Raw genomic sequence first — 19,497 nt, 5'->3', positions numbered from 1 at the left:
TTACCCTTCCTTCACAATGGTATCTAGGCATTCACGAAGTAGCAGACCGTACTCGTATTTACCAGGACATACAAAGGTGCACAATGCTAGATCTTCTTCATCCAGTTCAAGCGCACCCAGTGTTTGAGCACTGTCAGTATCGCCTGCACATAGATCACGAAGCAGCAAAGTAGGCTCCATATCAAGTGGCATTACACGTTCGTAGTTGCCAATTGGAACCATTGCACGATCACTACCGTTAGTCGTTGTTGTCATATTGAACAACTGACCTTTAAAGATGTGACCAAGGAAAGATTTCGTGATTGAGAATTTGTTTTTACCAGGAACAGCCCAGCCAAACAGTTCTTTCTCACGACCTTCACGCAGGACAGAAACCTGCTGATGGTAACGACCAAGGTAAGCATGTGGACCAGACGCGTGAGTACCTGAAAGTACAGAGCCTGAAATCACACGAACTTCACCTGGCATCAATTCGCTGTCAGTTAGGTCTTCAAGAGAAGCACCTACAACAGTACGAAGAAGACGTGGGTTATTCACTACAGGACCAGCAAGAGATACAACACGATCTGTGTATAGCTCACCAGTAAGGAATAACTTACCGAACGCAATAACGTCTTGGTAGTTGATGCTCCAAGCCACGTTTTGTGCATTTACTGGGTATAGGAAATGCATGTGGGTGCCAGCAAGACCTGCTGGGTGAGGGCCATCGAAGACGTGTTCTTCTACGTTAGACTGAGAAGAGCGTGGCAAACTAGTGCCAGATTTACATACGTAAACCTTGTCTTCTGTCAGGGCTGAAAGAATGTCTAGACCTGCAACGAATGCTTCTTGTTGTTCATTGATGATCAACTCAGGCTGAGCTGCTAGTGGATTAGTATCCATTGCAGTTACAAAGATAGCCTTAGAATTTGAATCGATTGCTGGAACCTTGCTAAACGGACGAGTACGTAAAGCGGTCCAAAGGCCAGAATCAACCAGTTGAGTCTTGATCGCTTCACGATCTAGATTTGCTAGTTGAGCTGCTTCGAACTTATCAAATGTTACCTGCTCTTCGCCTGCCACTTCAATCACTACAGATTGAAGAACACGCTTAGCGCCACGGTTAACTTCGATCACTTTACCGGCTGCTGGTGCTGTGAACTTAACGCCAGGGTTCTTTTTGTCTTCAAAAAGAACTTGCGCTTTTTTCACTTCATCACCAACGCGGACATGCATGGTAGGACGCATGCCAACGTACTCTTCGCCAAGCAAGGCGACTTTTTTGATGGTCTTACCATCATTAATCACCTGGGATGGAGTTCCTGCGATAGGAAGATCCAAGCCCTTCTTTATTGTAATCATACGCACTTGCACTACTTTTATCGGGAAAAAGATTCTTTTGATTGCGTAACTTTTAGACACGACATCAGTGTCCGGTTTCGATGCTGTTTAAAACATCAAAATCGCAACATCCTATTAATTATCTCGTCACAAATATTAGGCGAGATTTATCAGGTGCGGTAGTCTAGCATTTTTTAGGAACTTGATGCCATGACCAATCTTAGGAAAGGAGGGTTTATTTCGGTAGAATCGAGTGTAAAAGGTTAAAGAATAGTCATAACTTTGACCCATCGCACAAATGCCAAATCCCTTGCATCTGCTAAGGAAATAAAACATTCACGCTTTGAAACATGCGTTAATTTTCATTCATTTGTTGAAACACTGTTAACACATTTTTTAACCTTCATTTGTGCCACATTTTAATCCCGTAAAGATGTAAAACAAAAAAAGATGGTCGAAACCATCTTTCTAAATCAGTGTTTTAATCACACTCTAACGACCGCCACCCATACACATCGGACTATCTGGTGCACCGTCTTGCTCTTGTTTCCATTCTTCATTGGTGTAGGTGTGAATCGCCAATGCGTGAATGTGATTATCAAGTTCATCAGCCAGTACAGTGTGTACTTGACGGTGACGCCCAATGAGGCGCTGACCAGCGAATGCATCACTGACCACTATCACTTTAAAGTGACTTTCTGAACCCGGTGGAACGTTGTGCATGTAACTCTCATTGATCACTTTCAAATAATTAGGTTGCAACTCACTATGCAGTTTCTTTTCTATGATTTCTTGGATCATATTTCATCCTCATCGATGCCAATTCGCTAAGTATATACTCTCGATTGGCAAATTAAATAAGCGAACTCATATTCCCCTCTCTTTCAATGTGCCATGATTTAGCAAAAGCCTGTGAAAATCAGTAAATTTGACAGCTTTTTGTATCTTGAGCTCTCATCATTTGCGACAATAATCACTTATTTCCAAATTGACTTACGTTTAGCTATGAAAACCGAACTGAATCTTCACGAGAGAAGCCTATCGCTTCATCGTTTCCCTAAGCGCTCTAACGAGACTCTTCAAGCATGGGATGCGGGGGATGAGTACCTCATCAATCACGTGGAAGAGTTAGCAATACCAGATAACCAAAACATTGTTGTTATTAACGATAGCTTCGGCGCTTTGGCATGTTGGTTTTCGGACAATCACAATGTCACCCTCATGAGTGACTCCTTCATCTCACACAAGGGTGCACAGCAAAACCTCGAAGATAACCAATGTAAGCCAGTCGCCTTTCTCACTACGATGGACGATATCCCTGAGAATACAGACTTGGTCTTGATGCAATTGCCAAAAAGTAATCGCCACCTAGTTTGGTTATTAAGTCAACTACGTAAAACGCTACCTGACTCTTGCCCAATTATTGCCGTCAACAAAGCAAAAGAGATTCACACTTCAACACTTAAATTGTTTGAAAAACACTTAGGTGAGACAAAAACGTCTCTCGCGTGGAAAAAACATCGTTTGGTGCTTTCTAATGCTAATGCACTGCCAGTCATAGAAGTCGATCCGATGACCGTTTGGGGAGTAGATGGAGAAAACATTCAACTGAAAAACCTACCAAATGTTTACTCAGGCGAAAGTCTGGACTTAGGTGCACGTTTTATGCTTCAACACCTACCTCAAGATCCAACGTTGAAACACATCATAGACCTCGGCTGTGGCAACGGTGTGCTATCAGTGAAAATGGGCCAATTAAACCCTCAAGCCCGCCTAACGAGTGTGGATGAAAGCTTTATGGCTATCGAGTCAGCTAAACAAAACTTAGTTGATAACCTAGGCGAACCTTACGACATTCAATGCATTGCAAATAACTGTTTAGATGGTTTTAACCCTGATAGTGCTGACATGGTGATGTGTAACCCGCCATTCCACCAACAACAAGCAGTAACCGACCATATCGCTTGGCAGATGTTCTGCGACTCTAAACAAATTTTGAACAAAGGTGGCAAATTACTAGTCATAGGTAACCGTCACCTTGGTTACGATGCGAAGCTAAAACGTCTGTTTGGCGATAAAAATGTGAAACTAGTCGCTTCTAACAGTAAGTTCGTGATTTTACAGGCAACAAAAGATCCTGCTAAATTAGGCGCAAAGCAATAAAGTCCTGACTTTAGCAACATGTTTAAAAGGAATAATAAAATGAGAAAACTGGTACTCGCGGCTTCGGTTGCCTTGCTTGCTGCATGTTCAGCGCCACAACAACCACAACTGAACCTACAGGCTGAATCGACACTAAGCACTAACCCGATCGTGCAAGGCAAGACGTACAGCTTAACCAGTAAAGACGTTCGTGCAGCGCAATACGTTGCACTTGTCGATAACGGACGCTCTAACATTCTGCCAATCCATGCCAAGCAAAACCTACGTATTTCGCTAGAAGAGGCGCTAGAGAAACAGTTCTCTTCTCAAGGTTTTCACTCGGATTTAAACAGCGATAATTCTATTCAATTAGAAGTACAAGAAGCGCTAGTCAACGTTAAACATTCTGTGATGGAAAACGAGATGGACGCGAAAGTGATTCTTGAAATCACCGCAGAAACTCCGCAAGGCAAGTTAGTTAAGACCTATACTGGTACAGCTAAACGCTCAGGCACACTTAGCGCTTCAGACTCAGACATTGAACAAACATTGAATGATGTCGTGGCTTTAACTCTGAAGGAAATCGCAAACGATCCTGAGCTTCGTCAATACATGCAGGAGCGATTCTAATGTTACGCAAAGCGATTCTTTCTTTGGCACTATTAAGTTGCAGTGTTTTTGCAGGCCCTAAAGTGGCGTTTGAAACAACACTAGGTAACTTTACTGTTGAGCTTAATGAAGAGAAAGCACCTATTACTGTCGCTAACTTCCTTAAATACGTGGAAGATGGCAGTTACGAAGGTACCATTTTCCACCGTGTTATCCCTGGTTTTATGGCGCAAGGTGGCGGCTTCAACCAAGACATGCAGATGCAAAAAACTTACGCGCCAATCAAGAACGAGGGTAACAACGGTTTGAACAACGACCGAGCAACGATCGCTATGGCTCGTACAAACGCACCTGATTCTGCAACACGTCAGTTCTTTATTAACCTCGTCGACAATGACTTCTTAAACTATGGTGCTCGCCCACCTGGTTATGCGGTATTTGGAGAAGTGACGGAAGGTTTTGACGTCATTCAGAATATGGCGAAGCAGCCAACCAAGTCTATCGGTCGCATGCGCGATGTCCCAGAGACGCAAATCGTCATTACCAAAGCAACTCTACTCAAGTAGCCAAAACCATAAGCCCTTTGAATATTCGAAGGGCTTTCTCTTTTAGTGGCTCTATTTTAACGGATTGATTTATGTCTTCATTACCTTCCATCACTTGGTTGGAAACGGTAAAAAGTTACCTCGATAAACGCCTACTTTGGGTTTTCATGCTGGGTTGTTCCAGTGGTTTCCCTTGGGTCCTTATCGGATCTAATATGTCTGGCTGGCTAAAAGATGCGGGCCTGACGCTCTCTGCTATCGGTTACTTTGGTAGCGTGTTCGCGGTTTACGCGATCAATTTTATGTGGGCTCCTCTGGTAGACCGACTTAAACTGCCCATTTTGCATCGTTTGCTTGGGCAACGTCGAAGCTGGATATTCCTTTGCCAAAGTATCGTGTTAGTAGCGACGCTGTTTATTGCCGGTGTAAACCCTGCCGAGAATCTTGTGTTGGCATCATTACTAGCACTCTGCATTGCGACCGCTTCTGCGACACAAGATATTGCTATTGATGCTTTCCGTATCGATACCTTCCCAAAAACAGAAGAATCTAAACTGCCACAAGCTTCTGCTATGGCGGTGATTGGTTGGTGGACGGGTTACTCACTCCCTGGGTATCTAGCCTTTATCAATGCAGACAGTATCGGTTGGAATGGTGTCTACTACGGAATGGCGTTTATTGTCATTTTACTGATGATTTTTACGCTGTTGGTCGGTGAACCGAAAACCCAACGAGAGCAACTTCAATCTGAAGCTGAGCAACGCCATAAAGAAGTGGTGGGTTCTAAAGTAGTAGCTTGGTTTACCGTAACGGTTGTAGAGCCCTTCTTAGACTTCTTTAACCGAAATGGTGTTCGCGTCGCTATCACGCTATTGCTGTTTGTTTTCTTATTTAAGATTGGTGAAGCTTTCTTAGGTCGAATGTCGATTGCCTTCTACAAAGAAATTGGATTTAGCAATGAACAAATTGGCTATTACTCCAAATTGATTGGTTGGGGCGCAACCATGTTGTTCACCTTTGTCGGCAGTATGTTTAATGTGAAGTTTGGTATCGTACGCGGCTTAATGATAGGTGGTATCGCAATGGCAGCAAGTAACCTGATGTTTGCTTGGATTGCGAAAGTGGGTCCAAACGAGCATCTTTACTTGGCAACGATCATTGTCGACAACTTTACAACGGCATTCTCGACTGTTGCATTTGTGTCCTTCTTGACTATCTTAACCGGACAAGCCTTCTCGGCAACTCAATATGCCTTGCTTGCATCTCTTGGCAACTTTGGTCGCACTACCCTCGCCTCTTTCAGCGGGGAACTGGTGGATTATCTCAATGATTGGACGACTTTCTTCATACTAACCGCATTGATGGTTGTGCCTAGTTTGATCATGCTTTATTCACTCAGACACTACTTTACTGAGCTACTTGAGAAAGCAAGGCAAAGAGATTAAAGAAAAATGCTTGAAAAAAACCACCGAGATTCGGTGGTTTTTTGATTTTGTCTGCCGCAATGTTTAAGGGTACATGCCTTTACCAAACAAGTTAAAGATTCTTGCTACGCCTTGTGTAAATATCATCGGCTCGGTGAGTACGGTTAAACATAAACAGTCTTCACCTGCTTTAGTAAATGGGCTGTGTTTAACAGACGCATCTCTGACAAGTACATCACCCACTTCGTAGTGGCCATCTTCATCACTAAATCCACCGTGCAAAACCAGCGTCGACTCTTGCCCTTTGTGTGTATGCTGAGGAATTCTCACATCTTCACTTATGTACATAAGATTGACACGTGCATCTTCGCCCAAATCAATCTGTGCGCTGTAGACTTTACCACCGTAACTCTTCCATTCACCGACTAGATCAGAAAAACGACTCAGCGTTTTCGGCAACTTAAAATCTTTACCAGCCACGGCAACTCGCGCAACATCTTTTATGATAATGCTGTCTGATTTTGGCTCAGCCGTGATGATGTCATTGAACATACTGTCAAATTCGACGTCATATTCCATCACCGAGCTTTCTATTACTACGTCGGCCTGCGCCGCTTCTAACTGGTTTACATACGCCCGACATTTTGAACAGGTTTCTAGGTGAGTGGCAACCACCAAACCAGAAACTGCATCAATGCTTCCCGAAGCGTACGCCTCTAACAAGTTGTTATCTGGATGTTTGTTCATAATTGCTCCGTATGCATCGAATGCCTCAGTTTTTCAACCGCTAACCTCAATCGAGACTTCACAGTGCCCAAAGGTATATCGAACAATTCAGCGACCTGTTGGTGCGGCAGTTCTTGAAGGTACACCGCTTGGAGTACTTCTCTTTGGTTTTTCGGCAGTATGTCTAAAAATTTGACTACCTGATCTTTGAGCATATCTTGCTCTGGTGAGTAATGGTCAACCAAATCAGGCGGGTAATAATCTGAAGGCCAAATGTCGTCAGAATGAATATGTAAGTCTTTGCCTTTCTGCTTTCTCAGCAAATCAAAACAGAGATTACGAATTATGGTGTAAATCCATGTGGATAAAGCACTCTTTGTACCATCGTACAAATGAGCTTTCTGCCAAACGGTTGCCATGGTCTCTTGTACCATCTCCAAAGCAACTTGCTCGTTTCCAACATGCTTGTAGGCGAACTGTTTTAACTTAGGCGCATAAAAACGAAAGACAAATTCGAACGCATTTTTATCCCGCGCCTTCACCTTGTCCATGTATTCATTCCAATCGCTACGCCCAAGTTTCTGCGGGCTTTCACTCATCATAATCGGCCTTAATCATTGGGAGGAGTGCCCTCCTCCCCCTTCGTCCTTAGTCTGTGATGTCATCAACGATTAGGTTGAAGCCACCATTGTTGCCATCATCGATAGCGACTACTTGGTATACGACGCCATTCATTACCGTTACAGGTGCAGAATCTATGGCTACTGTAGATGGGTCGCCGGCAACCGTCACCGTCACAAAATAAGACCCTTCCGTCACGTATACGCCTTGTACACTTTCTTTATACGCAAAATTAGCTATTGCTGGATCACTTCCTTCGATTCCCGCGCTAGAAGTGAGATAAATATCGACCATTTCAGCCACAGGATTCGCAGCTGCATGCGTTACGTTCAAGGTTGCGCTGGTTGCAACTGCACGACGCATGTCTTCAACGACCAGTGGTTCGATTGCAATTGCAGGAGTGACAACACCAACTGCATAAACGCTATAATCCATACCGCCTTTCACTTCTAAACCGTCAACATCGATAATTGGGTCCGTCGTTGTGCCATCGACAAACACATCAATATCATAAGCTTTTGGCGCAAGGTCCAAGTACCCTCGAATCTGTTTAAACTCCAAATCCGCAAGCGGAGCAAACGCAGCGCCATCAACGTGGACGTCTACAACCGGAGCACCGTCAACTAAGTGCCCTACTCGCACTTCGGCTTGGCTTCCCATATCTTCAAGTATAGAAGAGCCAGAACCATCTAATACCACTAACTTCACCGGAGAGGTGCTATTTGAATCACCAGTCTTAATAGCAGCAATGGTCAAATTGGCATTGGCTGGGAGAGGAATGGTTCCCGAATCAAACGCTACTGTGTCACCCACGGCCAATCTCACTTGGTAATCGCCTGCAGGAATATTCAGCACATCCGTTGACGCCTTATAAGCGAGATTAGTAATCGGTGATGAATCTGCCAAGGCTGCACCGGGTGCAGTCACATAAAGGTCTACAGCTGGGACGCCAGAGGCGGCATGTACCACCTGAACATCTAAGCTGTTAGCATCCGCCATCGAAGTCGCGCTACGAGTAACAATTAAAGGTTCAACAGGATTTGGTGTTCCTGAAGCGTCACCCACGACAAATGCTGTATAGTTTAGGTCCGAGTCGAGATCTAATGAAGTTTTCGGTACGACAGTTACCGTTTCAGCGCCTGGAAGCTGTACATCAACTTGAACAGAGTTACTGCCCTCAGGTAACTTCACGTATCCCGACCCGACGCCGTAGTCTACGCCAGTTAATGCCGCTCCATCATTTATCCAAACGTTAGCCAACGGCGCGTCAGCGGAAGCATGTACTGCTTGAAGGTTTGAATATTCTATCGAGTCGCTATCTGAGCCGCAGGCAGCAATCCCTAGCACAGCAACCAGCGTTACTGCAGTTTTGGTTAGTCCTTTCATATCCTTGTCTCTCTTTGAGGTGGGGCTTCGATGGCATCATTAAGAAAATCGAGTGCCGGAAGACAGTCCTCTGCACTCACCAATCGTTCAAATAGAGCGCTGTCCAATGGCAATAGCTCGAGCCATCTTTGCACTACCCACGATGGGTCATCATAAAAACGATGTTGGTAAAGTGTCCCTAGTTGAGGAAACTGCTCGTACACGTGAGCGAGTTGATGACTTAGGTAAATGAAGTCTGGTGACGACAAAGGCTGCTGCCAGTTGTCTAACCACTCAACCTCTGCATGACGCAAACCATCTGAGTCTGCTCTAATTCGCTTGACCGTAAACCGTTTTTCACCGACTACGGTGATACCAAGAAGCCCATCACTGAGTGTTTCAAAATCAACGATGGTGACCAAAGTTCCGATGGATGACACATTTCCCACCGCTTTAGGGTCCCCCTCACTACCGACAAGACAAACACCAAAACCCACGTTTTGGAGGCTGCATTCTTTTACCATTCTTGTGTAACGTGGCTCAAAAATACGCAGATTCATTTTGCCTTCCGGTAAAACTACTGAGGTTAATGGGAATAACATGACTTCTTTCATTCAAACGTCCTCTTTGGTTCCCACACTCATACGAACGGACTATTAGTCAGATCACTAACGATTTATGTTGGTTAATCGACTGGCTTAAAAAGTCATAAAAACGTTTACGCAAACGACACTCGTCACATATTTATTGCAAACTAATGCAACAACCAAAAAGTTCCGTGAAATAAATGAATTTCGTGACAAGCCTCACTAAAAACCTTCATTTTTGCATCCTTTATCACTTTCATTTGAGATTTTTATCGCTATTATTCCCGCCAATTGGAAAGCGCGGCACAGATTGCGTGTTCTGAATCATTACAAACATAGAGAGTCCCCTTATGCGTAAATCACTTTTAGCTCTTAGCCTTCTAGCGGCTACTTCAGCTCCAGTTATGGCTGCTGACTACTCAGACGGCGACATCCACAAGAACGATTACAAGTGGATGCAATTCAACCTTATGGCTGCTGTTGATGAACTACCTGGCGAATCAACGCACGACTACCTAGAAATGGAATTCGGCGGCCGCTCTGGCATCTTCGATCTTTACGGTTACGTTGATGTATTCAACCTAACTTCTGATCCAGGCAGCGACAAAGCTGACGCAGACTCAAAAATCTTCATGAAGTTTGCCCCACGTATGTCTCTAGATGGCCTAACTGGTAAAGACCTATCTTTCGGTCCAGTTCAAGAGCTATACGTAGCTACTCTTATGGAGTGGGATGGTTCAAACGGTGGCGTGAACACTCAAAAAGTGGGTCTTGGTTCTGACGTGATGGTTCCTTGGTTCGGTAAAATCGGTCTTAACCTTTACGGTACTTACGATTCAAACAAAAAAGACTGGAACGGCTTCCAAATCTCGACTAACTGGTTCAAACCATTCTACTTCTTCGAGAACGGTTCATTCATTTCTTACCAAGGTTACATCGATTACCAATTTGGTATGGATGACGATTTCGGTGCACTTAACACTACTAACGGTGGTGCTATGTTCAACGGTATCTACTGGCACTCAGATCGCTTCGCAGTTGGTTACGGTCTAAAAGGCTACAAAGACGTGTACGGTCTTAAAGATGACGGTCTAGCTGGTAAAACAACTGGCTTCGGTCACTACTTCGCTGTAACTTACAAGTTCTAATAGAACCGATAAGTTACCCAAAAATGGCGCCTCTTGGCGCCATTTTTATTTGCTTTCCTTTTTTCCCTCATTATCCTTGCAGCAAACCTTTTTAATGAGAGCGTTTGGTGAATATTCTCATCTTAGGTCCAGGAGCCGTTGGCTCACTTTGGGCGACTAAATTCAAACTTGCTGGACACAATGTTTCCTTATGGGGAAGAAGCTCAAACAGCGAGCAGTTGCTCCAACTTGATGACAACTCAGCAATCAGATTTTCTAATCAGCACATCCCTTCTGTTCAAAATGCAGATCTGATTGTTGTGACAGTAAAAGCATGGCAAGTGGAAACCGCGATTGAGCCTCTTCTTCCTTATATCAGCATCGACACCATAATAATGTTGATGCACAACGGAATGGGAACCGCACAACTCATCGAAGCCAAACTTGCTGATAACCCGTTAATCGTTGCCACAACAACACACGGTGCTTACAAACCAAGTAAAGAGCAGGTGCTTCACACTGGTCAGGGAAATACTCAACTGGGTGGCTTTAATGCTAAAGGTGTTCAATGTGGCTTCTTAGCGGAGGTGATGAATCACACTTTGCCAGAGGTGAATTGGAACCCAAATATCAACGCTGCACTGTGGACCAAGCTTGCGATCAACTGTGCTATCAACCCTCTGACCGCCATTCATCAATGTAAGAATGGTGAGCTTGCCGATCCGGGATTTGCCTCCGAGTTAGCGAACATCACCCATGAGTTGGTGGAGGTAATGAATACAGAACAGATAAAGGTCGATTTTGATTCTCTTCACACCACCATTATGCAAGTGGTGAACGCAACAGCAGCCAACTACTCTTCAATGAGACAAGATGTTTTCCACCAACGTCGCACCGAAATCGATTTCATTACCGGTTATTTGCTGAAAGCTGCTGAAAAGCATCACATTAGTACGCCAGAGAACGCCAAACTCTATCAACGCATCAAACAGATTGAACAAAGCTGGACAGAACAATGAATAAAAAGATCTTAGTACCTATCGCGCCGGGCACAGAAGAAATGGAAGCGGTAACCGTTATCGACTTAATGGTTCGAGCAGGCTATGACGTAACCATCGCAAGCGCAGATTTCGATGGTGCACTGACTATGAAAGCGTCTCGAGGCGTGACACTAACCGCGGATTGCAAGCTAGTTGATATTGCCGATGACGAGTTTGATGCGATTGTTCTGTCTGGTGGCGTAGGTGGTGCAGAAACCTTCCGTGATAGCACCATCATGATTGAAATCCTGAAACAGCACATGTACGAAGGTAAGCTGGTTGCGGCAATTTGTGCAGCGCCAGCTTTGGTTTTGCAACATCACAACCTTTATCCTGAAGCCTTGATGACATGCCATCCTAGCTTCCAATCTCATATTCCTGAAGACAAATGGCGAGCTAAACGTGTCACCATGGATGTGAATCACAACCTACTGACAAGTCAGGGACCAGGAACCGCACTTGAGTTCGCGATGGAAATCATTATCAAACTTTCTGGTAAAGAGCATGGATGGATGGTCGCAGAACCGCTAGTTACCATCCCAACACTGCATTATCACGAGTTCGGTGACGAATAATGTTTGACGTAAACGCTGTACGCGAACAGTTCCCAGCCCTGAATCAAGACGTAAACCAATCACCTTTGGTTTACCTTGATAGCGCAGCAACAACACAAAAGCCACAGTGCGTGATCGATGTGATTAGCCATTACTACAGTGCACAAAATGCTAACGTGCACCGCGGCAGTCACAGCTTAACAGCCAACGCGACCAGTCAATTTGAAGCGGCTCGTGAAACCGTTGCGAAGTTCATTGGGGCAAGCAGTTCCAAAGAAATCATTTGGACTCGCGGCGCAACCGAAGCGCTAAATCTCATCGCGCAAACTTATGCTCGAAGCTCGCTCCAAGCGGGTGATGAAATCCTGATCAGTGAAATGGAACATCACGCCAACATCGTGCCTTGGCAAATTGTCGCAGAGCAAACGGGCGCGAAAATCGTTAAAGTTCCGATGACCTCCGATTGCCAATTCGATATCAGTGCATTTGAAGCACTGTTGTCGGAGCGCTGTAAAATCGTAGCGTGCGCACAAATCACCAATGTGACGGGCTCTCGTCAACCTATCGAGAAAGTCATCGCCATGGCACATGCGGTAGGCGCAGTTGTCGTTGTCGATGGTGCACAGGGCATTGTTCATGAACAGTTGAACTTGGCAGAGCTCGATGTCGACTTTTATGTCTTCTCTGGCCACAAGCTGTATGCACCTGCTGGGATTGGCGTACTGTATGGCAAGCTTGAACTGTTAGAAGCGATGCCACCATGGCACGGCGGCGGCAAAATGGTTGAAAGAGTCTCGTTCGAGAAGACCACCTTCTCTGCCTTGCCAGGTAAGTTTGAAGCCGGTACACCGAACGTCGCTGGCGCGATTGCTCTAGCGAAAGCTATCGACTGGTACCAAGACTTTGACCAAACCGCAGTAGAGGCACATCTGCATTCTCTGCAAGACCAAGCTTACCAGGCATTAAGCCAATTGGATGACATTCAAATCCTCGGTTATCAGCCGAATGCTTCAGTGCTTACTTTTATAATGGATGGCGTTCACCACCAAGACATTGCAACGCTGCTTGATCAACAAGGTATCGCTGTTCGCGCTGGACATCACTGTGCTCATCCTCTGATGGATGCGCTTAACGTCAAAGGCACGGTGCGTGTTTCTTTTGGTATCTACAATACGTTAGAAGATGTTGAGAAGCTGATTGCAGCAGTCGAGAAAGCGGTCGATATGCTTTAACAATACCACCGTAGATTTATAGGAAAAGGGTTGAAACCGTTTGGCTTCAACCCTTTTCTTTATTCTGTTCTTAGTGCGGTTTTAACTAACGCCAACTACTGAGCTTGTGCTTTGATCTGCTCAACAATCGCTTTCAAACCATTGCCACGCGATGGGCTTAGGTGAGCAATTAAACCCAGTTTTTCAAAGTAAGCATCAATATCAAACGCTTGGATTTGCTCTGCCGTTTTGCCATCGTAAGCCGCCATCACCAATGCAATCAAACCACGCACAATACGCGCGTCAGAATCGGCGCAAAAGTGCCAAACGCCATTTTGCTCTTTGCTTACCAGCCACACTAAGCTTTCACAGCCAGATACCGTAACTTGCTCTGATTTAAGCTCTTCAGGCATTTGAGGCAGCTTTTTACCCCATTGGATCACCTGACGGTAGCGATCTTCCCAACCTTTAAATTGCTGCATGGTTGCGGCGATGTCTTCACTGGTGATGTCAGTGCCAAACGGCGAGACAGGGAAATCAGTCATGATGCGGTCTCTTCTCTGAATTACTTCTTATGCTTTTGAATCAGCTTTTCAACGATGCGTGATACCGCAACAAAACCGAACGTTGCAGTTACAACCGTCGCCGCGCCAAAACCACTCGCACAGTCCATACGTTTTGGACCTTCTGCTGTCGATTTCACGCCACATACTGAACCATCGGCTTGTGGGTACTTCAATTGCTCGGTAGAGAACACACAATCGATACCAAACTTACGCGCTGGATTTTTTGGGAAGTTATGATGACGACGTAATGTATCTTTGATCTTCTTCGCCAGTGGATCTTGGATCGTCTTGGTCAGATCCGCCACCATGATTTGGGTTGGATCGATTTGACCACCAGCGCCGCCTGTCGTGATCACTTTAATCTTGTTACTACGACAGTAAGCCAGTAGAGAGGCTTTTGCTTTTACGCTATCGATCGCATCCAGCACGTAATCGAACTCTTTGCTCAAGTACTCGTGCTGGTTATCTGGTGTGATGAAATCGTCAATCAGATTCACCTTACACTCTGGGTTAATCAGCTTAACGCGCTCTGCCATCACTTCAATTTTGCTTTGACCAACCGTGCCAGTCATCGCATGAATTTGACGGTTAATGTTGGTCACACACACGTCATCCATATCGATAAGCGTCAACTCACCAATACCAGTACGTGCGAGCGCTTCTACCGCCCATGAACCAACACCACCAATACCAATCACACACACGTGTGCAGCGCGAAGGATTTCTACTTCGCTATTGCCGTAGAGACGACGAGTGCCACCAAAACGTTGGTTATAGCTGTCAGATGCCGGAGTATCGAGTTCACGCATATTGAAGTTCCAGATGATCGATAGAAAAACAAAGAGTGCGATTTATACGCACTCTTTGAGGAAATGTCTAGATGATGAGAGGTGATTCCTCTCGCTAGGCAGCTATTGTAACTTCTCTGGCGGCAAAGCCCAAGGTGCTTGCGTTGGCGTGTTTTCCAAACCCAACTTCCATACTCGACCAAAGTGCTTGTAGTGACCCGCTTCGGTACCGGCACGTGGTCCCATACCGTGGTATAGGTCAAGATGGTTTTGCTTCACCGCGCCGCCAGTGTCTAACACAATTAGAAGACGAAGCTGGTGCGCCCCACTCCATGTACCATCTTTATTAAGCAATGGTACTTCCGCCAAAATTGGCGTACCCATAGGTAGAATCGAACGATCGCCTGCTACCGATGCCATTGGTAATAGTGGAATACCTGCAGAGCCCGTTACTGGCGCATCTGCTTGTGGAGCAAAGAACACATAAGAAGGGTTTTGCTCTAGTAACTCACGAACCGTTGCTTCATCATTCTTCATCACCCAGTCTTTGATGGCTTTGAGTGACATCTCTTCACGTGGCACTTCACCACGCTCAATTAGAACTCGGCCAATACTCACGTACGCTTTATTGTTCTTGCCTGCGTAAGCAAAGTATTCCAGCGTATCGTCATCTTCGAAATGAACAAAGCCACTACCTTGCACTTCCATCATAAACGGATCAATACGGTTTGGTGCGTAACCCAATACCAGACCTTGACCGTCTAACGCTCCGTTATAAATTTCTGCACGTGTTGGGCAGCTTGAACCACAATTTGGCTTGCCATAAACCGGGTACTTATAGGTTGCATTTGGTTGATGACGCAATTCCATCACAGGAGAGAAATAGCCTGTGAACAACACGTTGCCCTTCTTATCACCACCACCAAGCTGCGCGGCTTGAATGCCGTAAGCACTGAGCGCAGTCGTGTCACCACTCTGCAATGCCCATTCACTCAACTTCTCGTAAAGTGGCTGGTACATTTTTGCCATTGAAGGCGACTTAATCACAACCTGTTCAGCTTGTTTGTTGAACTCAGTGAAATCTTGCGGCTTGTTGGATTCAACGACATCAGCTTTGTTCAAGATATGCGAAAACTCGCCATCGTAATCTTGCTTAGCAAGTAGGTTCTGTTCAGGCTCAGCGGCACAGCCAAATAGCAGGCTCAAAGAAACAATAGGAAGGAGTTTTTTTAACACGTGTTTTTTCCGTAATAGAAGATAGCAAAAGGATGGCAAACAAATGCAAACGACGCAATTGAAAAGCTGCGACAAAGTGTATCAGCGATAAGGCAAAGGCTTTAGTTGCTGCCAATTCATCCATAAAAATAGAGAAGCTGGATAATAACAGCAATGTAATCAAACGATTGTCCGGACAATGTCTGATAGAAGTGGCAGGAATTTTAAGATACCCAAAAACGCTGGCCCTCTCACACAGAGACCCAGCGAGCAGTTACAGAAAGAATTTTACGAATATGAAGCGCTAGCGAATAGCTAGGTTCGAATGACCTTCTAGGTGAAAAACAGGCAGATAGTGGGCATTTGAATCCAACTTCATTTCAGAGTGATGCTGATCGAGAAAGTCAAATCGACGCACTGTAGAACCAACCTTATAAGAAAGTGTGTCGCCATCAAATTCGAAATCCGTTGCGACGGTTGAACCTCTCACCATTACACCACGCTCACTAAGAATAAACTCTTCACGAGCATATGGCGCCACGTCTTGCTCGACCCACTTGCCATAAATCACTGACTTAGAAATTGGTGGGTTTATATATCGAGTAATCAAATCACCATACATCATAAATACAACTATCGTACCTACGATCGCCGTTAGCATAAGCGAACGCTCAATCCATTTACGAAGTGGCGATTTTGTAGAGATATTTTGCTCTGATTGAGCAGCGATCGCAGCATTCTTATTTACAACTGAAGACATGAGGCTCACGTGTTTGAACTAGACGGGAACATTGTACCCTCATCAACCAAACACAACCAAGCATCACGCTCACGATGTTTGTGCTTTATTCCAAAAAATTACCTTGCCAACAATTGAATAAAAAGACAATATTAAAGCATAAATAAACACAAGGAATGGCTGTAGTGAAAATTCGTAGTACTGCTCTAGTTAAAGGATTCCGTCAATCCACACCCTATGTTAACGCACACCGTGGAAAAACCATGGTTTTGATGCTTGGGGGCGAAGCCGTTGCCGATAAAAACTTTGGCAACATTATCAATGATATTGCATTGATGCATAGCCTTGGCATTAAGGTAGTTGTGGTTTACGGCGCAAGACCGCAGATCAACCAACTACTAGAGAAACAAGAGCTTACTACGCCATACCACAAAAACGTTCGAATCACAGATGAAGCCGCGCTTTCGGTAGTTATGCAAGCAGCAGGACAGCTTCAACTGGCGATTACCGCGCGCTTATCCATGAGTCTTAACAACACGCCAATGGCGGGTACCCAACTTAACGTTGTGAGCGGCAACTTTGTCATTGCTCAACCACTCGGTGTTGATGACGGCGTCGACTATTGCCACAGCGGGCGCATTCGTCGAATCGATACCGATGCAATCCACCGCACACTCGATCAAGGCTCAATTGTGTTACTCGGTCCAATCGCCAGCTCAGTGACAGGGGAATGCTTCAACCTTCCCTCAGAAGAAGTCGCGACTCAACTAGCGATTAAGCTTGGTGCGGATAAATTGATTGGATTCTGCTCTGAGCAAGGGGTTATTGATGACAACGGTAACGCCGTCGCGGAATTGTTCCCTATTGAAGCAGAGCATGTCATCACGAAACTCATGGCAGACACCTCACCAGATTCCGACTATAACTCTGGAACATTACGTTTTCTCAAAGGTTCGATTTCTGCTTGCCGTGCAGGTGTGCCAAGAAGCCATCTTATTAGCTACAAAGTTGATGGCGCACTCATCCAAGAATTGTTCTCTTTCGATGGTATCGGTACACAGGTTGTAATGGCCAGTGCCGAACAGGTGCGTGAAGCGGATATCGATGACATTGGCGGTATTTTAGATCTTATTCGCCCACTAGAAGAACAAGGTGTGCTAGTAAGGCGATCTCGCGAGCAACTTGAGCAAGAAATTAATAAGTTCACCATCATCGAAAAAGACGGCTTGATCATCGGTTGTGCGGCTTTGTACCCATATATTGAAGAGCAAAAAGCGGAAATGGCTTGCGTGGCTATTCACCAAGATTATCGCGATGGTAACCGTGGATTATTGCTACTCAATTACATGAAGCACCGTTCAAAATCAGATAACATCAATCAAATCTTTGTGCTGACCACACACAGCCTTCATTGGTTTAGAGAACAAGGCTTTTATGAAGTGAGCGTTGATTATCTTCCGGGGGCAAAACAAGGACTGTATAACTTCCAGCGTAAGTCAAAAATTCTGGCATTAGACCTGTGAGAATTAAAGAAACGTAATTCAACCTAAACCTAAATAGTTATGCAAACCTTTACATTGACATTGGTCGCAATTTAACCTTTTCAATATACATACTGTTGGTTATACTCTGCGCGACAAACGGTCGTATTTTAAACAATCGGCAAATGGATCTAGGTGAATAACTATCACCCTAAAGTGCGGAGCAAGCTTGGCTGCTCTGCATGACGCATCAAGGACAGTTGTTACTCTTACAATGAATAAGATGAGCACTGTTATGAAAACCATTATTTGTAACTCACTTCAAAGCTTCTGGGATATGGCGGATAACCATTTTCTCGAAGGGCTCGACGTCCACTGCGTATTTCCCGTCAATGACGCCATTAAAGATTTTATCTTGGCTTATCAGCAACAATACAAAATTCGCAGCGTGTCATTTACCAATGCGTTTACACAAAATTAAAGAAGACCGAGCATCGCGCTCGGTCTTTTTGTATGTATGTTCAATAAAAGGCCATAATTTATAACGTCGAGAATATAACGAATAGAATGATTAGCAGTATCAACCAATAAACCAAGCTAACCTTAATCAGCCATTGAGGACTTAGACTGCGTACATCGCTCAGTCCTCTTTTTCGACCAAGTCGAGGAAACGCGATGGCAGCAAGCAAGCCCGTGCCATAGATAAGAGAGCCCAAATGAAAACCGGAACTGATGGCTAGCTCAACTTCCATATAATGCTCCCGTGTATAAGCGTATTGCTTAACCTCTTCAGGAGTGACACATGTAAGAATTATACCGACAATCAGATACCAAAAAATGAGCAGACCACCAGCTATAAAAAATACGACAAACGATAGCTCTACCAAAGACATGATAAGTCCAACTACCTTTGATAATTAAGAGATGGATAGCCATGTAATCATTGAGATAATGACTGTAAACATCAGAAGCAACATTACCGTTGTATAAAACACACACACATAAATAAACCCTCGTCCGCACACACTCCGAATATCTGCCAGCCCTCGCTTTCTTCCCAACAGGGGGAAACATACGCTAGCGATCAAACCAACTCCATAGATAAGAGAGCCAAAATGAAAACCGGAACTGATTGCTAGCTCAACTTCAGAAAAATGTCGCTCATTGAAAGCGTATTGCTTTATATTTTTGGGTGTAAAAAAGACGAGAAAAGCACCTAGCACTACAAACCAAGTAAACAACGCAGCGCCTGATACAAAAAAAGCGATAAATGCGATATGTAGAAGCCAGGAAAAATCCACGGTCACACCTCATGCGACATCAAAGCTCAAACAATATCGTCGAAAAAGCATGGGGTTCAATGCAGGTCGAATTACTCGGACATAAAAATGGCGGGATTACGACCCGCCACATAAAAACATATTCAGTTCATGAAAA

Annotated in this window: 22 protein-coding genes; 10 read left to right on the top strand and 12 right to left on the bottom strand. The window is 44.8% G+C overall.

Annotated features, from left to right (window positions below; translation table 11 throughout):
• Together ITG12_RS14970 and bolA are read right to left on the bottom strand one after the other, a co-directional pair.
• Nucleotides 1–1,341: a Na(+)-translocating NADH-quinone reductase subunit A gene (locus ITG12_RS14970; RefSeq protein ID WP_038864644.1), complete on the bottom strand. Its 1,341-nt coding sequence runs from the start codon at nucleotides 1,339–1,341 to the stop codon at nucleotides 1–3.
• A gap of 471 nt (nucleotides 1,342–1,812) precedes the next feature.
• Complete coding sequence (gene bolA / locus ITG12_RS14965; RefSeq protein ID WP_005427328.1) at nucleotides 1,813–2,121, bottom strand: transcriptional regulator BolA; 309 nt, start codon at nucleotides 2,119–2,121, stop codon at nucleotides 1,813–1,815.
• Between the two features lie 204 nt (nucleotides 2,122–2,325).
• On the opposite strand from bolA, the gene ITG12_RS14960 reads away from it, so the two are divergent.
• From ITG12_RS14960 to ITG12_RS14945, 4 genes are all read left to right on the top strand, one after another.
• The gene (locus ITG12_RS14960) at nucleotides 2,326–3,483 is read left to right on the top strand and encodes a methyltransferase (protein WP_248873177.1); all 1,158 of its coding nucleotides are present in this window, start codon (nucleotides 2,326–2,328) and stop codon (nucleotides 3,481–3,483) included.
• 39 nt (nucleotides 3,484–3,522) lie between these two features.
• Entirely contained in the window at nucleotides 3,523–4,092 is a 570-nt protein-coding gene (locus ITG12_RS14955) for a YajG family lipoprotein (protein ID WP_038864641.1), read from the top strand.
• A complete protein-coding gene (locus tag ITG12_RS14950; RefSeq protein ID WP_038864639.1) occupies nucleotides 4,092–4,637 on the top strand; it encodes a peptidylprolyl isomerase in 546 nt (181 codons plus the stop codon). The genes ITG12_RS14955 and ITG12_RS14950 overlap by 1 nt, the downstream gene beginning before the upstream one ends.
• A gap of 71 nt (nucleotides 4,638–4,708) precedes the next feature.
• Nucleotides 4,709–6,061 (top strand): MFS transporter, encoded by a 1,353-nt coding sequence (locus ITG12_RS14945; RefSeq protein ID WP_038864637.1) that lies wholly within the window; start codon nucleotides 4,709–4,711, stop codon nucleotides 6,059–6,061.
• 63 nt (nucleotides 6,062–6,124) lie between these two features.
• Here ITG12_RS14945 and ITG12_RS14940 read toward each other — a convergent pair whose 3' ends face one another.
• The 4 genes from ITG12_RS14940 to ITG12_RS14925 are packed head-to-tail and all read right to left on the bottom strand — an operon-like array spanning nucleotide 6,125 to nucleotide 9,366.
• Nucleotides 6,125–6,787 carry a ChrR family anti-sigma-E factor gene (locus ITG12_RS14940; protein WP_038864634.1) on the bottom strand — a complete coding sequence of 221 codons (663 nt, stop codon included), beginning with the start codon at nucleotides 6,785–6,787 and terminating at the stop codon, nucleotides 6,125–6,127.
• Nucleotides 6,784–7,368: an RNA polymerase sigma factor gene (locus tag ITG12_RS14935; RefSeq protein WP_038864633.1), complete on the bottom strand. Its 585-nt coding sequence runs from the start codon at nucleotides 7,366–7,368 to the stop codon at nucleotides 6,784–6,786. The genes ITG12_RS14940 and ITG12_RS14935 overlap by 4 nt, the downstream gene beginning before the upstream one ends.
• A gap of 46 nt (nucleotides 7,369–7,414) precedes the next feature.
• On the bottom strand, nucleotides 7,415–8,773 hold the full coding sequence (locus tag ITG12_RS14930; RefSeq protein ID WP_038864632.1) for a DUF4397 domain-containing protein: 1,359 nt from the start codon (nucleotides 8,771–8,773) through the stop codon (nucleotides 7,415–7,417).
• The gene (locus ITG12_RS14925; protein ID WP_038864631.1) at nucleotides 8,770–9,366 is read right to left on the bottom strand and encodes an LON peptidase substrate-binding domain-containing protein; all 597 of its coding nucleotides are present in this window, start codon (nucleotides 9,364–9,366) and stop codon (nucleotides 8,770–8,772) included. The genes ITG12_RS14930 and ITG12_RS14925 overlap by 4 nt, the downstream gene beginning before the upstream one ends.
• Before the next feature lie 323 nt (nucleotides 9,367–9,689).
• Between ITG12_RS14925 and ITG12_RS14920 the strand changes: the two genes are divergently transcribed.
• The 4 genes from ITG12_RS14920 (at nucleotide 9,690) to csdA (ending at nucleotide 13,292) form a co-directional block, all read left to right on the top strand.
• Nucleotides 9,690–10,487 (top strand): outer membrane protein OmpK, encoded by a 798-nt coding sequence (locus tag ITG12_RS14920; RefSeq protein ID WP_038864630.1) that lies wholly within the window; start codon nucleotides 9,690–9,692, stop codon nucleotides 10,485–10,487.
• A 107-nt stretch (nucleotides 10,488–10,594) separates the two neighbouring features.
• Entirely contained in the window at nucleotides 10,595–11,485 is an 891-nt protein-coding gene (gene panE, locus ITG12_RS14915) for a 2-dehydropantoate 2-reductase (RefSeq protein WP_248873176.1), read from the top strand.
• Nucleotides 11,482–12,081, top strand: a complete 600-nt coding sequence (locus tag ITG12_RS14910; RefSeq protein ID WP_039976932.1) for a DJ-1 family glyoxalase III — start codon at nucleotides 11,482–11,484, stop codon at nucleotides 12,079–12,081. Before panE ends, ITG12_RS14910 begins: the two co-directional genes overlap by 4 nt.
• Nucleotides 12,081–13,292 carry a cysteine desulfurase CsdA gene (csdA, locus tag ITG12_RS14905; RefSeq protein WP_248873175.1) on the top strand — a complete coding sequence of 404 codons (1,212 nt, stop codon included), beginning with the start codon at nucleotides 12,081–12,083 and terminating at the stop codon, nucleotides 13,290–13,292. Before ITG12_RS14910 ends, csdA begins: the two co-directional genes overlap by 1 nt.
• 95 nt (nucleotides 13,293–13,387) lie before the next feature.
• Here the strand turns inward: csdA and csdE are convergent, their stop codons facing one another.
• The 4 genes from csdE to ITG12_RS14885 form a co-directional block, all read right to left on the bottom strand.
• Nucleotides 13,388–13,816, bottom strand: a complete 429-nt coding sequence (gene csdE / locus ITG12_RS14900; protein WP_039976929.1) for a cysteine desulfurase sulfur acceptor subunit CsdE — start codon at nucleotides 13,814–13,816, stop codon at nucleotides 13,388–13,390.
• A gap of 20 nt (nucleotides 13,817–13,836) precedes the next feature.
• On the bottom strand, nucleotides 13,837–14,646 hold the full coding sequence (gene tcdA / locus ITG12_RS14895) for a tRNA cyclic N6-threonylcarbamoyladenosine(37) synthase TcdA (protein WP_005427322.1): 810 nt from the start codon (nucleotides 14,644–14,646) through the stop codon (nucleotides 13,837–13,839).
• Between the two features lie 102 nt (nucleotides 14,647–14,748).
• Entirely contained in the window at nucleotides 14,749–15,861 is a 1,113-nt protein-coding gene (mltA, locus tag ITG12_RS14890) for a murein transglycosylase A (RefSeq protein WP_039976925.1), read from the bottom strand.
• A gap of 283 nt (nucleotides 15,862–16,144) precedes the next feature.
• Nucleotides 16,145–16,600 (bottom strand): DUF2850 domain-containing protein, encoded by a 456-nt coding sequence (locus tag ITG12_RS14885; RefSeq protein WP_038864621.1) that lies wholly within the window; start codon nucleotides 16,598–16,600, stop codon nucleotides 16,145–16,147.
• A gap of 164 nt (nucleotides 16,601–16,764) precedes the next feature.
• On the opposite strand from ITG12_RS14885, the gene argA reads away from it, so the two are divergent.
• Both argA and ITG12_RS14875 read left to right on the top strand, forming a co-directional pair.
• A complete protein-coding gene (argA, locus tag ITG12_RS14880) occupies nucleotides 16,765–18,102 on the top strand; it encodes an amino-acid N-acetyltransferase (RefSeq protein ID WP_039976922.1) in 1,338 nt (445 codons plus the stop codon).
• A gap of 253 nt (nucleotides 18,103–18,355) precedes the next feature.
• Nucleotides 18,356–18,541, top strand: a complete 186-nt coding sequence (locus tag ITG12_RS14875) for a hypothetical protein (protein ID WP_005427310.1) — start codon at nucleotides 18,356–18,358, stop codon at nucleotides 18,539–18,541.
• Nucleotides 18,542–18,599: 58 nt separating this feature from the next.
• Here the strand turns inward: ITG12_RS14875 and ITG12_RS14870 are convergent, their stop codons facing one another.
• On the bottom strand, nucleotides 18,600–18,812 hold the full coding sequence (locus tag ITG12_RS14870) for a hypothetical protein (protein WP_227742658.1): 213 nt from the start codon (nucleotides 18,810–18,812) through the stop codon (nucleotides 18,600–18,602).
• A gap of 165 nt (nucleotides 18,813–18,977) precedes the next feature.
• A complete protein-coding gene (locus ITG12_RS14865; RefSeq protein WP_039976920.1) occupies nucleotides 18,978–19,361 on the bottom strand; it encodes a hypothetical protein in 384 nt (127 codons plus the stop codon).
• Between the last annotated feature and the right edge of the window lie 136 nt (nucleotides 19,362–19,497).

This window comes from Vibrio sp. ED002 (assembly GCF_023277445.1).
Classification (GTDB): domain Bacteria; phylum Pseudomonadota; class Gammaproteobacteria; order Enterobacterales; family Vibrionaceae; genus Vibrio; species Vibrio jasicida.
The sequence above is the reverse complement of the archived record's forward strand: the minus strand, read 5'-3'. Positions and strand labels throughout refer to the sequence as shown.